Genomic DNA, 14,128 nt, shown 5'->3' with positions numbered 1-14,128 from the left:
TTTTTAGGAAGAATCCCGACAGATGGGAATGGTGTCCCTGAAAGTGTAAAGCGGTAAATGAAACATGCCTTTTTTCCATGGAAATTCCCACAGGAAGCGCCATGGGAATATTTGCTATGGATTAAGCGTGATGAATTCCTGTGCGTCATCAAAACGACTTTCAACATGGATGATGAGATAATCGAGTCCCGTATCAAAAGCGGCTTCGCTGCTGAGGAAGGTATATCCGGCATTTTCTCCGGAGGCACCGACCACATAGGGCCTTATCAATTCCTGGGCTTCTGTATAGATGCCAGTCATTCTTTCGGGATAGAAAACCGTTTCCACAGTATCTTCCACCAGTTCGACATATTTTGCATGATACACAGAGTCATCTATGAGGTAGCGGATTAACGGCCACTCATCGTTGACTTCCTGTGAGGTGAGATCAAGTGATAACGGACTCATTCTGGCGAGTCCCGTGCTTTTTAAAGCCACATTGTTATCCCATGGAATCCAATGGATAAGGCCATCTCCAGGATCACTATAGAGGTAGTAGTTATGGGTCATCTGACCGTAGGTGTCCCAGTTTTGAATGGTTGTATTGACCGCCAGCCAGCGGAGGAACCCATATACATCAAAAACTTTTTCCATATTCTCCCGCCAGAGGCTTGCATTCTGTCGATCCCCATGAAGGGCTGTATAGAGGGAGTTAATATCACTGAAATCTGCTTCCTCTTCATTGGTCTCCTTATCAAAGGATGATTCATCGTATGAGGCAAATGAGGCAGATGTACCATCTGGCTTGTAAAGATTTCCACCGGATTGACTGAATTGGGCTTCAAGCATCGGCTCCGAAGGAATTTCCACCATGGTATAAAGGCCATAATAAATCTCACCATATCCATGATCCACATAGACCTGATAAAACGCGGTTTTAGGCGCGGGAACACCTGCATCTCTGAAGATATCAGCTACAACCTTTTCCCGAATGAGACTCTCATCATTATAATTGCTGGCAAGGCTTAACTTTTCAAACCCGTAAAATCGTTGATCATCAATCTCAGGGTATTCATCTTCAAATTTATCAAACTCTAAACGGAAGGGGAGTTTCATAATGCCGCTGCTCCAGGAATCTCTCAGCGATGAATTTCCTTTAAAGCGGGCACCCACAAACGTCCACTCTTTTCCCTCAAACTGGATGGTACAGGGTTTCCATACGGGATTTTCATCGGCAAAATTTATATCACGGCCATTGTTCATATCGGGTCGTGCTGCCATTGGTCCAGGTGGTAGATTTCCCGGAGAGTTATTACTATTCTGGGTGCCGAATTCTCCATACAGTTCTGTCATATCATCCAACATGGCCTGCCAGTCTTCCGGTGTAAAGGTTATGTCAATGCGCTTGACCTCACTGTTGGAAAAGACCATTTCATAATTGGGATCAGCAGATTTGCCATGGGACGCTTCTTCCCACCCGTCCGGTCGTGTGATCTCTTCTGACTCCGTTTCCACAGATGAATCTGTTGAACTTATGTTTGTGCCATTCGGTGTGGGGATAAGAAGCCGGGGAGTGCCCGTGCCGTCAGGAAATCGTCCATAGCTGTATCCTTCGGGGGCATCGCCATCCTCCCAATCAAACACGTCTATAATTGAGTCATTTTGATATAAAATCACACTGTCATCACCTCCAAGTTTAAAAGGAACATAGGCAGACCCATCTTCCGGTGCATCATCCGTTGCCTGGATGACCACATACTCACCGGGATTCAAAATAATGGACGGCAATGTTACTTTTTCATGATCCATATCATCATCAACAAGGGAATAATCGGACAGATTCAATGGGCTTTGCCCTGTCACAAACAATTCGATCCAGTCGTTGCCGCCGCTGGCATCCTTGGCCACTATTTCGTTGATGACAAGGGAACCCGTATTGGCCTGGATATCATTTAACGCCAAATCTATGGAATTGTTGGAATCTTCTGCCTTTAGAATCAAATCAGCCCAATAGGTCAAACTGGTTTCCAAATCCAGACAGGGAATATTTAATTTTAGAGACTCTGTGCTAAATACAGCCTGTGCTACTTTGGTTTTGCTCTCCCCGTAATCCGTCAATCGGAACAGTATCGGGTCTGTTCCAATTAGCATAACATCCAACCAGAGATATGCCCCGCCCACCTCTACGGATGGAATATGCAGGGTGGCAGTTTTAGTATCATAGCTGGTACAGATATCCGCCATTGCAATCAATGGGGAGTAAAATAGAAAGGCCATGAGTATCCATACAGTTTTGAGGTATTTTTCTCTTTTGTATTGCATTGATGAACTCCTGTTTAGTGAGATTTTCAGATTTTATCGTACTTTATGAATATGAAGGCAATGTGACATATGACTTTGTCTAATCTCAGTTCTGTCTTTCGAAACCACACACTTTAATTTTGATTTTAATGCATCTTTTTTGATTTGATTAAGTTGTTTTTGTCTCATTTTGAACCTCGTCTGTTGAAAAGTTATTCGTATTTAAATGTCTAAATCAACACATCGGTGTTAGCACTATTAATAATACTATTTGATATATTTCGTTATGCTAATATCCATTTATATTTGTACTTATTCATATCAAAAACCATGCCAAAACATAACTATCTATTATAAAAAGAATTTTTCACTATAGCATCAATTAAATTTCGACATTTCAAGCCCTAACTCGACAATATTGTCGATAGTTCCTTCCAGTACTATCCCATTCCTGGTTTGTTTGTAATATCAACGCCCCTTTTTATGAAAACTGAAACAGGAGAACTGGAAACAACAATAGCACCTTAGTGTGTGGAAAAATGGAGGGAATTGTGTGGAAAAATAGAGGATTTCGGGGAGTGCTTGACGGCCTTGAGCATCGTTTGCTCTAATTTGTAGGGGCAGGTTCCACATTTGCACCAAAATTGAGCGAGTTTGGAACCCGCTCAATGTGGTATTCACCGGATGGACTCTTGAAACGATCAAAATCAAATTCAGGAGGGCCAGCTATCAAAGGGCTGCGTTTCAAGTTTCATTGCCCCGCCCTCTCCTTTGTAGATGTTAATCCATACGTTCCAGTTCTTAGTATCCGGCTCAGGATAATCCAATCTGAAATGGCTGCACCGGCTCTCTTTTCGCATGATAGAGGCCCGCAATTTCATCTCGGCATTCATAATCATGTTGGATGTCTCATGGGCAAGTCTGAGCTCATGCATATCAGCCGCCTTCAGCATGGGTTGCTGATGATCTCTGAGCTCTTCAATGTAGGCCAGGGCCGCATTCATCAGCCGCTCTTTTTTAATATAAAGAATAAAATTGGGAATCATGATCCCCTGGAGGGTCTGGGTCACCCAAGCCGGGCTGTATCCCCGCTCTCTTTTAAGCGGAGCCACGATCTCCCATTTAATTTTTGATCTCTTGCTGTTGGGAATCGTCGGTAATGGGCTCTCTTTTGCATAGGAGGCCGCCGCTTCAGCAGCAATGGCACCCTAGACAGCAGATCCGGCCAGGGATGACCCGATCTGGGTATAAATCCCTCCGGACATATGGGAGCCCAAGGCATCACCGGCAGCGTAAAGCCCGGGAATAGTGGAAGCCCCGTCAGCATTAATTGGTACAAGCCCTTCAGATTTATGGATCGACATCCCGGCAGAGGCCCCCCCTGATGCAACACCGCCCATACCGGGAGGTTTTCCATGGCCTTTTCCCCGGGGTGGCGTTCCACCATGAGCGCTTATCCCATCTATCCAACCTTCTCCCGTTCCCAATCCAGATTCAGATTCCAATCCAAAGCCCTTCTCTCTCCCCATTGGAGGAGCTCCCGGGGGAGGACCTTGCGGGTCAAAACCGGTGGGTCTATAAGGACCACCGGCAAGGGGTTGCCCAAAGAATTTAGGGCAGAAAGACTCCTTATGGTCGGGGCCTTGCACATAAACGTTGTAATTTTGCTCAACCCCCAGATCATGATGCACCTCAACACCTGTTGTCGAGGGTGGCCTCTGAAGCATTCCCCCCCATTGCCCAAAGACATTGGCCGGCTCTTTCAGGTTGGCAGAATGCCCGTCGTTCCACTCTTTTCCGGTGACTTTGGCACCGATATCATAGGCCATCATCGTCCCGTCGTGGGTCAAATCACAGATGGGAAAGCCATTGGGTTTAAAGCCCCCTGCCCCTGTACAGAGGATGACACTTTTGGCTGTAAAAAAATGGATTTTCGCCTCATCCAGACTAAAGCCTGCGGCACCGGCGATGTGACCGTTCTCTTTGATGAGATGCGTCAACATGATACGTTCCATCACAGGAATTTTTCGTTCCGTGATGGGTTTGCTGAAGGAATCGAAATAGAGGGGAGAGTCAAAAAATCCCCATTTTTTCAATTCATTGACCCGTGCCAGTGAATGCTCGGCCATCTGTCTTGTAAAAACAGAATTATTGGTTCCCATGGCAGAACGGGAGACGCTCTTGACAAACTGATCCAGCGTCACCCCTGCCATATCCGGATCATAGGCAAAAATTCCCCTGGCAAACGGAGTCATTCCGGATGCACCAAGCCTGCCTTTGGAGACCATCAGTACCCTGGCACCGGCATCGTGGGCCTTGACCGCAGCAAACAGCCCTGCAATACCACTTCCTACAACCAGCACATCTGCTTCGTTTTCCGCATAGGTCATTTTATTGACATCAATATCGGGAATATTGTTTTCGATCTCTTGAGACTCAGCAGATACCCCCATGGCGGCCATGGCGGCAAGCCCGGCAGCACTTCCTGCAATAGCCATAAAATTTCGACGGGAGACCCCTTTTGCATTTAGATTTGGTGCCATCACACGCTCCTTCTGTTGCTTAGGAATGGGTTTTAAATAACGTGCCCTTTTACCTCACCCCTGCCCCCTCTCCATGAATGGCGAGGGGGAGTTTGGTTAAGTTATTTCGGACTCATTTCTTAGCCATATTGATTTTTTGATTTTCTCTTTCATTCTGTTTGCTCCTACCCCCAGGAGACGACGACCGGGATACTTTTTTCCGGTGAAATGGTGATCGCATCCACAGGGCAGTACATCCGACACAGATGGCAAATTTGGCAATCTGCCGGATATTTGATAAACGCTTTTTCTGTTTTTTCATCCTGGCGAATGACATCTGTGGGGCAGGTTTTAACGCATGTCCCGCAGCCGATACATCCGCTGATATTTTGTATGGTCATTGGTTTCCTTTACCGTGAAAATGACTCTCATTTTTATTATTGGGGGTTATTGATACACAATCATGCCCGTTTACTCCTTTAAAACCCAATTTCTGAAAAAACAGGAATTGAGTAACAGGTTTATAATGGGGTAAACTTCATAAAATGCGATCACCCTTTCTACCCAATATTTGAAATAACAATAACAAAACACTGTGTGGAAAAATGGGGGAAATTATGTGGACAAATAGAGGATTGTACCCAAATTACTCAGTCCTCTATGTTTCCCCACAATTTGCTCATTTTTTCCACACAATTAAATGATATCATCGTCTTTAAGTTTCGGAGCAAATCAAGATATTTTTCCTGATTTTTTAATTTTGAAGACCGTCAATCTATACTGTTCCAGATAATTAAATTGGCAAGCAGTAGGGGCAAGCCCTTGTGGTTGCCCTTCAGAATTGAGAATGCCAAAATATTTTTCTGGAAATCTATAATAATGTGCAGAAATAAATAAGGAGAGAGAACATGAAACACCTGATCAAAAAATTGGCAATCATTTTTATCCTGGCAGCACTTTGCGTTCCCCAGGCATTTGGTGAAGATAGCAATACAAACCGGAGACCTGGCAGACATCAAGGCCCGCCTCCTGAAGCATTTACGGCGTGTGAAGGAAAAAGCGTCGGAGATACTGCGGAATTTGTAAGCCCCCGCGGCGACACCGTTACGGGGACATGTGAAACGTGTAGGGATGGGGAACGCTTAGTTCTAAAGCCGGATAATGATCGAAATGAAGAGAAAGGGAATTGATTTTTAACCACCAAAAAGAAAAAAGGAAAACAAAACATGAAAGTTTCATCACCGTTTAAATCTGTGATCACCTCATTGATCATTGCACTTTGTTTAATAACAGCATGCCCGGTAAGTGCCAAGCCTGCGGCCCCTTCACTATCCCTTGAACTGACGGACGGTTACATGACCATCCGTTGGAATGAAGTGGGGGGCAATCCTGATTATCTTCTATCCTACGCCCCTTACCCTACTGTGGATTATATAAACCAGATCAATATGCAGAGCACTACCGAATTAACATTTTCCGTTTGGCCGGGTGCGGCATTCTACCTGGCGGTTCAGGCACAGATAGGAGCTGACATCAGTGGCTATTCCAACATCGAATATTTTGAAATTCCCTTAGCCGTTTCAGAAACAGTTTCTGAAATCAAATTTGTGGTAACCGATGCAATGCAGACATCATGCTATGATAACGAAGGCAATGTGATCGATCCACCCGAACCGGGGGAACTATATTACGGACAGGACGCACAGCATCAGGGAATTTTACCTTCATATACAGATAATGGAGACGGTACGGTCACAGACAACAACACCGGTCTGATGTGGCAGCAGACCCCTCCGGAAGATAAAATGAGTTACGATGACGCTGTAGAATATGTGGAGAATTTAGAACTCGGCGGCTATACGGACTGGCGTCTTCCCACAATAAAGGAATCCTTTTCAATTGCCATGCTCGAAGGCAAACTGAATGCGGAAGACACCAGCTTGGCTCTTCCCTATATTGATACTGATTATTTTGACTTTTTCTACAATGAAGCAAAACCCTATACCGGTTCATACTGGACAAGCACTGTTTGCAAAATGCCGGCAACCAATGATTATGAATTGATGGAAAAGAACTACGGTTTCAACTGGGCTGACGGTCATTTGAAATCCTACGGTGACGGCTACAATATCGATGGAACGTCATCAGGCTCTTCCATTCCTGCAGGAGTACGGGCCGTCCGCGGTGAAGAAAACGTCTATGGTGTAAACGATTTTGAAGATAACAATGACGGTACCATCACAGATAAGGCAACCGGTCTGATGTGGACACAACAGGACAGCGGGGCAGTTAATGATGATGGAACTATTCGGGCAGTAACCGATGAGAATTTCGGATACGGACGAACATGGACGGATACCCTTGCCTGGGTTGAAAAGATGAACGCAGTGAATTATCTGGGACACAACGACTGGCGTCTTCCCGACATCAAAGAACTTCAGAGCATTGTGCAATACGAAAAAACAGAACTTCCCGCAACAGATCCCGATTATTTCAAGTTGAGCCGTCCGGATTGCTATGTCTGGTCAAGTACAACATGCGGTGACTTTCCAGAAATGGCAGATTACATCGCCTTTGGCAAAGGATACGGTATTGACCTTGCAAGCAGCTCATCGGATACAAGTAGTGATGGAGAGATGGAACCTCCTTCAGATATGACACCCCGTACAGACGGCGATCTATCTGATTCAGAACGTCCTGTTGGTCCGCCCCCTGAAATGGAAACCACCGAAACCACCGATTCAGGAACAGATGTGTCAACAACTGCAACAGTTGACGACTTTGTGGATGTTCACAGGCCGGGATGTATGCGAGCAGATTATAAGGATACCGAAGGAACTGTGACGCAGGTTCCCGAACTTTCACGTGCGCAATGGGCGAAGATATATGAAACAGAATATCCATACCCCTTTGATGAGAGCAATACGATAACCGAATTTGATTTGAGTAATTCTGAAAACGCAGCAGATTACATTGTCATTTACAATTATGCTCTTCTTGTACGTGACGCAAAATAACATCAATCGTTGGCTTCCTTCATATCATGCAGAAAGTACTTTACACTTTCCGGAACAGACTACTGCATTGTCAATACTGTCTGAATAAGGATTCCCAAGATTAAAAGGATAAGGCAGGATTATCTATCCTGAGCATCCTATCCATCCTGGTTATCCTGGTTCAGACAACTGCAATAACTTATGAAAAAGCAATAAAATGTCGATTTTGAGTTTACAAGATATTTTCACCACAAATAGATAATATTAATAAAAAAGTAAAACACCCCATTTTTCACGCTTTTCCACCTTTAAAGGTAGTAGAAACATGATCTGTTTTTGTCTAAAGGCTCATGGCTGGAGGTCAGCCACCCCCGAATATAGAAATATGTATCCATTTTAAAACAAGCTATTATCCTAACAACAAAACTGTATTTAATATATAGTCCAAATACATTTTTGAAATAACTTAGTGCATCAACAACAAAATTGAATTTTTTAGACTCATATTTAGCATTAACTCACATACACTCTCTCCCAAACCCTTTTTCATAACCTGTACCAACGCATAGCTGCCTACAATTAAACAATTAATTCCTTTACATTTTAGGTTGTTACCAAAACAAACCTCATCAAAAACTGCTTGTTTGTCCATAGCTGTTAATGGGCAGGTTTTTATGCAGATCCTCAATTTATTTTCAATGCTAAAATTACTTTTTTGAAATAAAATATTATGCTATTCAAATAAACACCTATTATTTTACAACGAGTATTTAATAAAATATATTTAAATATCAATATATTATAAAATAATTTAAAAAAATAAAATTAATGGATTATTAATTGCATTAAGAATATTTCAAATTTTAAAAACGAAAATCGATGTATGATGCACCTGATAAATTTGATCAATAGTATTACATTATTAAAAGCAAAGGAAATCCAAAATGAGAAAAATTGCCATCTACGGAAAAGGCGGAATCGGAAAATCCACCACAACCCAGAATACAGTTGCAGGGCTTGTGGAAGCAGGAAAAAAAATCATGGTGGTTGGTTGTGACCCCAAGGCAGACTCCACTCGCCTCTTACTTAACGGTCTTGCCCAACGAACCGTGTTGGATACGTTGCGTGAAGAGGGGGAAGATGTGCTTTTGGATGATGTCAGGAAAGTAGGGTACGGCGGAACCCTATGTACAGAATCAGGTGGACCAGAACCTGGTGTGGGATGTGCCGGAAGAGGAATCATCACATCTGTAAATCTCCTGGAGCAATTGGGTGCTTACTCTGAAGATGAGCAGTTGGACTATGTTTTTTACGATGTACTTGGTGACGTGGTCTGTGGTGGTTTTGCCATGCCCATCAGGGAGGGAAAAGCCCAGGAGATATATATTGTAGTATCTGGTGAGATGATGGCTATGTATGCAGCCAACAATATCTGTAAAGGAATCGTAAAGTTTGCCCAGTCCGGCGGTGTCCGTTTGGGAGGACTTATCTGCAACTCTCGTAATGTTGATAATGAAAGGGCCATGATCGAAGTGCTTGCAGACAAACTGGGAACCCAGATGATCCACTTTGTACCAAGGGACAACATGGTACAAAAAGCTGAAATAAATAGAAAAACCGTTATAGACTTTGCACCGGAACATCCCCAGGCTGACGAGTACCGAACCCTTGCAAAAAAGATCCATGAAAACAAGATGTTCGTAATTCCAACCCCCATAGAGATTGAAGAGCTGGAGAGCCTTTTGATCAACTACGGCATTGCCGCATAAAGCCATGTCAGAATGAAACAAACAACATTATCAATCACTCAAAAGTCGTAACTTCAATCTATCACTACACATTATATTATTGATCCTATTGAAAATACTATGTGTGGTGTGGCCATTGAGAGAACTTATGATGTGTGGTGTGGCCACTTAGAGAACTTATGATGTGTGGTGTGACCACTTAGAGAACTTATGATGTATGGTGTGGCCACTTAGAGAACTTATGACTGCTGAGTAATAAAATAAGGAATGAAATTCCATGAAACTAATGATCAGATCCATTGTAAGACCGGAAAAAACCCATAATATCATGGCAGCTCTCATGGAGGCGGGATTTCCTGCTGTCACCCGCATGACTGTTGCAGGAAGAGGAAAACAGCGCGGCATCAAAATCGGGGAAGTCACATATGATGAAATTCCCAAGGAGATGCTCATTACGGTTGTGGATGAAAAAGATAAGGATTTTGTTCTTAAAACCATCTTGAAAACTGCAAAAAGCGGAGAGGCCGGAGCATTTGGAGACGGAAAGATTTTTGTAAGTCCGGTGGAGGAAATCTATACCATAAGCTCTGGTGTGGTTGAAACAGGAGAGGAAGAGATAGCAGAGGTGCCCGCATGAAAGAGGTAATGGCCATTGTTCGTATGAACCAGATTAATCGTACAAAAAAAGCTCTTATTGAGGCCGGTGTATCCTCAATGACAGCAATGGAGGCTCTTGGCAGAGGAAAGGGCCTTGTAGATCTGACGCTTCTTAAAGGTGCTGAACAGGGATATGAAGAGGCAATAGCCCAGTTGGGGCAGTCCGGAAGGCTGATTCCCAAAAGATGCATTTCCATTGTTGTCCCGGACAAGCTCACATCCAAAACCGTTGAAACCATTATTGATGCTAATCATACCGGAAAATCTGGAGACGGTGTCATATGGGTCATGCCGGTCTTTGATGCCATAAGCGTCAGAACCGGCGAAAATGGAGATAGAGTTCTGGATGATTTTTAACCCGCTGGCATCATTCATATGCCTTGCATCTGCCACGGCAATCCCTTTTGATTTTTCTAAAAGGGTATCCCTGATCTGGATTCGTTCGGTGGTCAAAAATGATTTTCCAGCGGGAAATGAAAGATGTCAACTTTTTAAATCGGTTTTAAGGATGGAAATATAACCATGAGCACTGCAATAAAAGAGATAAAAAAAACAAGGCCGGTAAAACCGCTGGATCCGGAAAAAATCAAACAGGAGCTGCTTGCCAAGTATCCGCCAAAGGTTGCCAGAAAACGTTCAAAACAGATACTTGTAAACAAAAAAGATGAAGATGGTAAAATCCCTTCCATTGGTGCCAATGTCCGGACAGTGCCCGGTATCATAACCCAAAGGGGCTGCTCCTATGCAGGTTGCAAAGGGGTGATCCTTGGCCCCACAAGGGACATTGTCAATATCACCCATGGGCCAATTGGATGCGGGTTCTATAGCTGGCTTACCCGACGGAACCAGACCCGTCCCGCCTCGGATCAGGATGATAATTTCATGACATATTGCTTTTCCACGGATATGCAGGATGAAGATATTGTTTTTGGTGGTGAAAAAAAGCTCAAATCCGCCATTCAGGAAGCCTATGATGCCTTCAAACCCAAGGCTATCAGCATCTTTTCCACCTGTCCTGTTGGGCTTATCGGCGATGATGTTCATGCTGTGGCAAGGGAGATGAAGGAGAAACTTGGAATAAATATTTTTGGTTTTTCCTGTGAGGGATATAGAGGGGTAAGCCAGTCTGCCGGGCACCACATTGCCAACAACGGTATTTTTACCCATGTGGTGGGCAAGGACGACACCATAAAGGATGCCGACTACAAGATCAATCTTCTGGGAGAGTACAATATTGGAGGAGATGGTTTTGAGATTGACCGGATTCTGGATGCATGCGGCATTTCTGTTGTCTCAACCTTCAGCGGAAACTCCACCTATGACCAGTTTGCCAACTCCCATACAGCGGATCTCAATACTGTCATGTGCCACAGATCCATTAACTATGTGGCAGATATGATGGAGCTTAAATATGGCATACCCTGGATCAAAATCAATTTCATCGGCGCCAAATCCACGGCAAAATCATTAAGAAAAATAGCCGCCTATTTTGATGAACCTGCACTTATTAAAAAGGTGGAAATGGTTATAGAACGTGAAATGCCGGAAGTGGAAGCTGTGAGTGAAGATGTTAAAAAACGATGTGAAGGCAAAGTGGCCATGCTGTTTGTTGGAGGCTCCAGGGCACACCACTATCAGGAGCTTTTCAGGGAGATCGGTATGAAAACCGTCTCTGCAGGATATGAATTTGCTCACAGGGATGATTATGAGGGCAGAGCCGTAATACCCGACATTAAGATTGATGCTGACTCACGGAATATCGAAGAGCTGGACATTGAAAAGGATCCTGAAAAATATCGACCCAGAAAAACTCCTGAAGAGATGGCCTCTCTTGCAAATAAAGGAGTTCCCTTTAAAAAGTATGATGGAATGATGCCGGAGATGGCAGAGGGTAGCCTGATAATTGATGATGTGAGTCAATATGAAACTGAGCTCCTTCTAAAAATCTACAAACCAGATATATATTGTGCCGGGATTAAGGAAAAATACGCCATCCAGAAAAGTGGCATCCCCATGAAACAACTCCACTCATATGATTCCGGCGGACCATACGCAGGATTTAAAGGTGCCATCAATTTTTACAAGGAAATTGACCGCATGGTTAACTCCAATGTATGGCGCTTCCTTGAAGCTCCCTGGCAGAGTCATCCGGAATTATCCGCAAAATATGTATGGGAATAAAGATTATAACGGCCATGGCAGCACCCTCTGCCACAACGAAGTATGAAACCCTAAATTTTAATCTTGAAAATGAACTATTGTTTCTTCAAGTTATAAATGTCGGCTAATAATGTCACATCGCTACCCAAAACCCTCTCCATGATTAGAGAGGGGAGTTATAGACCACCCGACAGTTAAACCTTGAAAGAACACTATGGGAGAAGTGCATAAATGCTGCTCAGACATACAAATACTGAAATTAAACCCAGAAAGGCGCTCACCGTCAATCCGGCCAAAACCTGCCAGCCCATTGGTGCCATGTATGCTGCCCTTGGAATCCACAACTGTCTGCCCCACAGTCACGGCTCCCAGGGGTGCTGCGCATACCACAGAAGCACCCTGACCCGCCACTTTCGCGAACCGGTTATGGCTGCCACAAGTTCTTTTACCGAAGGTTCTTCCGTTTTCGGAGGGCAGGCCAATCTGATCCAGGCCATTGACAATATTTTTACAACCTATGCCCCGGATATCATTGCCGTTCATACCACATGTCTTTCGGAAACCATCGGGGATGATGTGAACCAGATTGCCAACAAAGCCAAAAAGGACGGAAAAATTCCCAAAGGTAAGCATGTGATCCATGCAAGCACGCCAAGCTATGTGGGCTCCCACGTCACCGGTTTTTCCAACATGACAAAAGCTATGGTTACCTATTTTTCGGAATGCACAGGAAAACCCAATGGGAAATTCAATATTATTCCGGGTTTTGTGGAACCATCGGATATGTCGGAGATCAAACGAATGGTAAAAGCCATGGGAATCAAACCAATCCTTTTTCCGGACACATCCAACGTCCTGAACGGCCCACAGACAGGACGATACAAAATGTTCCCCCAGGGTGGAATTACAGAAGCTGAGCTTGTCAGCACCGGAGACAGCGAAGGCACCATAGCGCTTGGGCCCCTTGCATCTGCCGATGCTGCAAGGGCTTTGGACACAAAATGGCGTGTTCCCTGTCAGGTACAGGATCTTCCCATTGGCCTTTCCGCCACAGATCGCTTTATTGATGCCTTGAGAATTGTCGCAGGTGTAAGCGTTCCTGACGAAATTACCCGAGAGAGGGGGCAACTTCTGGATGTGATCACGGATATGCATCAATACTTTTATCATAAAAAAGTTGCTCTGGCTGGTGATCCCGACCATTTAATTCCCCTGGTGGAGTTTCTTGTAAGTATTGATATGCTGCCTGTTCACATTGTCACCGGAACCCCGGGAAAGGCTTTTGAAAAAAGGATAAAAGAGCTTACAGATCATCTGCCATGCCCTGTCAATGTAAAGGTGGGTGGAGACATGTTTCTACTTCATCAGTGGATTAAAAATGACCCTGTGGATCTGTTGATTGCCAACACTTACGGAAAATATATGGCACGGGATGACGACATTCCTTTTGCTCGCTTTGGATTTCCCATTCTGGATCGGGTGGGACATTCATACTTTCCCACCGTCGGCTATATGGGTGGCATCAGAATCCTTGAAAAAATTCTGGATGTCATGATGGATCGCATGGACAGAGACGCTCCTGAAGAGAGCTTTGAGCTGGTTATGTAGTCTTGTTTCAAGGTTTTGATGATGGGTAAAAGTTTAAAGATAATTAAACCATCATGGCAGTAGAGACAAGGCATGCCTTGTCTCTGCAGTGCCACCCCCGATTATGAAAATATGAGGGGAATTTTCACGGTAAAAGCAATCCATCAATCAAACTTTG

Annotated in this window: 11 protein-coding genes; 7 read left to right on the top strand and 4 right to left on the bottom strand. The window is 44.1% G+C overall.

Going from position 1 to position 14,128, the window contains the following annotated elements:
• Nucleotides 1-114: 114 nt before the first annotated feature.
• The 4 genes from MTBBW1_RS06200 to MTBBW1_RS06190 all read right to left on the bottom strand — a co-directional run bounded on the left by MTBBW1_RS06200 (nt 115) and on the right by MTBBW1_RS06190 (nt 5,203).
• Nucleotides 115-2,301 carry a CotH kinase family protein gene (locus MTBBW1_RS06200; protein ID WP_080800682.1) on the bottom strand — a complete coding sequence of 729 codons (2,187 nt, stop codon included), beginning with the start codon at nt 2,299-2,301 and terminating at the stop codon, nt 115-117.
• Nucleotides 2,302-2,993: 692 nt separating this feature from the next.
• Entirely contained in the window at nt 2,994-3,392 is a 399-nt protein-coding gene (locus tag MTBBW1_RS29415; RefSeq protein WP_245809280.1) for an FAD-dependent oxidoreductase, read from the bottom strand.
• A gap of 96 nt (nt 3,393-3,488) precedes the next feature.
• Nucleotides 3,489-4,823, bottom strand: a complete 1,335-nt coding sequence (locus tag MTBBW1_RS06195) for an FAD-dependent oxidoreductase (protein ID WP_245809279.1) — start codon at nt 4,821-4,823, stop codon at nt 3,489-3,491.
• 164 nt (nt 4,824-4,987) lie between these two features.
• Nucleotides 4,988-5,203 (bottom strand): 4Fe-4S dicluster domain-containing protein, encoded by a 216-nt coding sequence (locus MTBBW1_RS06190; protein ID WP_080800679.1) that lies wholly within the window; start codon nt 5,201-5,203, stop codon nt 4,988-4,990.
• Between the two features lie 507 nt (nt 5,204-5,710).
• Here MTBBW1_RS06190 and MTBBW1_RS06185 point away from each other — a divergent pair.
• The 7 genes from MTBBW1_RS06185 to nifK all read left to right on the top strand — a co-directional run bounded on the left by MTBBW1_RS06185 (nt 5,711) and on the right by nifK (nt 13,971).
• Nucleotides 5,711-5,992, top strand: a complete 282-nt coding sequence (locus MTBBW1_RS06185; protein ID WP_222423998.1) for a hypothetical protein — start codon at nt 5,711-5,713, stop codon at nt 5,990-5,992.
• A 36-nt stretch (nt 5,993-6,028) separates the two neighbouring features.
• Entirely contained in the window at nt 6,029-7,819 is a 1,791-nt protein-coding gene (locus tag MTBBW1_RS06180; protein WP_080800677.1) for an Lcl C-terminal domain-containing protein, read from the top strand.
• A 923-nt stretch (nt 7,820-8,742) separates the two neighbouring features.
• Complete coding sequence (nifH, locus tag MTBBW1_RS06170) at nt 8,743-9,567, top strand: nitrogenase iron protein (protein ID WP_080800671.1); 825 nt, start codon at nt 8,743-8,745, stop codon at nt 9,565-9,567.
• 256 nt (nt 9,568-9,823) lie between these two features.
• The gene (locus MTBBW1_RS06165; RefSeq protein ID WP_080800668.1) at nt 9,824-10,183 is read left to right on the top strand and encodes a P-II family nitrogen regulator; all 360 of its coding nucleotides are present in this window, start codon (nt 9,824-9,826) and stop codon (nt 10,181-10,183) included.
• A complete protein-coding gene (locus tag MTBBW1_RS06160) occupies nt 10,180-10,560 on the top strand; it encodes a P-II family nitrogen regulator (RefSeq protein WP_080800663.1) in 381 nt (126 codons plus the stop codon). The genes MTBBW1_RS06165 and MTBBW1_RS06160 overlap by 4 nt, the downstream gene beginning before the upstream one ends.
• A 165-nt stretch (nt 10,561-10,725) precedes the next feature.
• Nucleotides 10,726-12,384, top strand: coding sequence for a nitrogenase molybdenum-iron protein alpha chain (nifD, locus tag MTBBW1_RS06155; RefSeq protein ID WP_087881721.1), 1,659 nt, complete (start codon nt 10,726-10,728; stop codon nt 12,382-12,384).
• A 210-nt stretch (nt 12,385-12,594) separates the two neighbouring features.
• On the top strand, nt 12,595-13,971 hold the full coding sequence (gene nifK, locus MTBBW1_RS06150) for a nitrogenase molybdenum-iron protein subunit beta (protein WP_080800660.1): 1,377 nt from the start codon (nt 12,595-12,597) through the stop codon (nt 13,969-13,971).
• Nucleotides 13,972-14,128 lie beyond the last annotated feature (157 nt).

The sequence above is a fragment of the Desulfamplus magnetovallimortis genome (genome assembly GCF_900170035.1).
Lineage (GTDB): Bacteria > Desulfobacterota > Desulfobacteria > Desulfobacterales > Desulfobacteraceae > Desulfamplus > Desulfamplus magnetovallimortis.
Note: the sequence above shows the minus strand (reverse complement) of the source record. Positions and strands in the feature narration are given on the sequence as shown.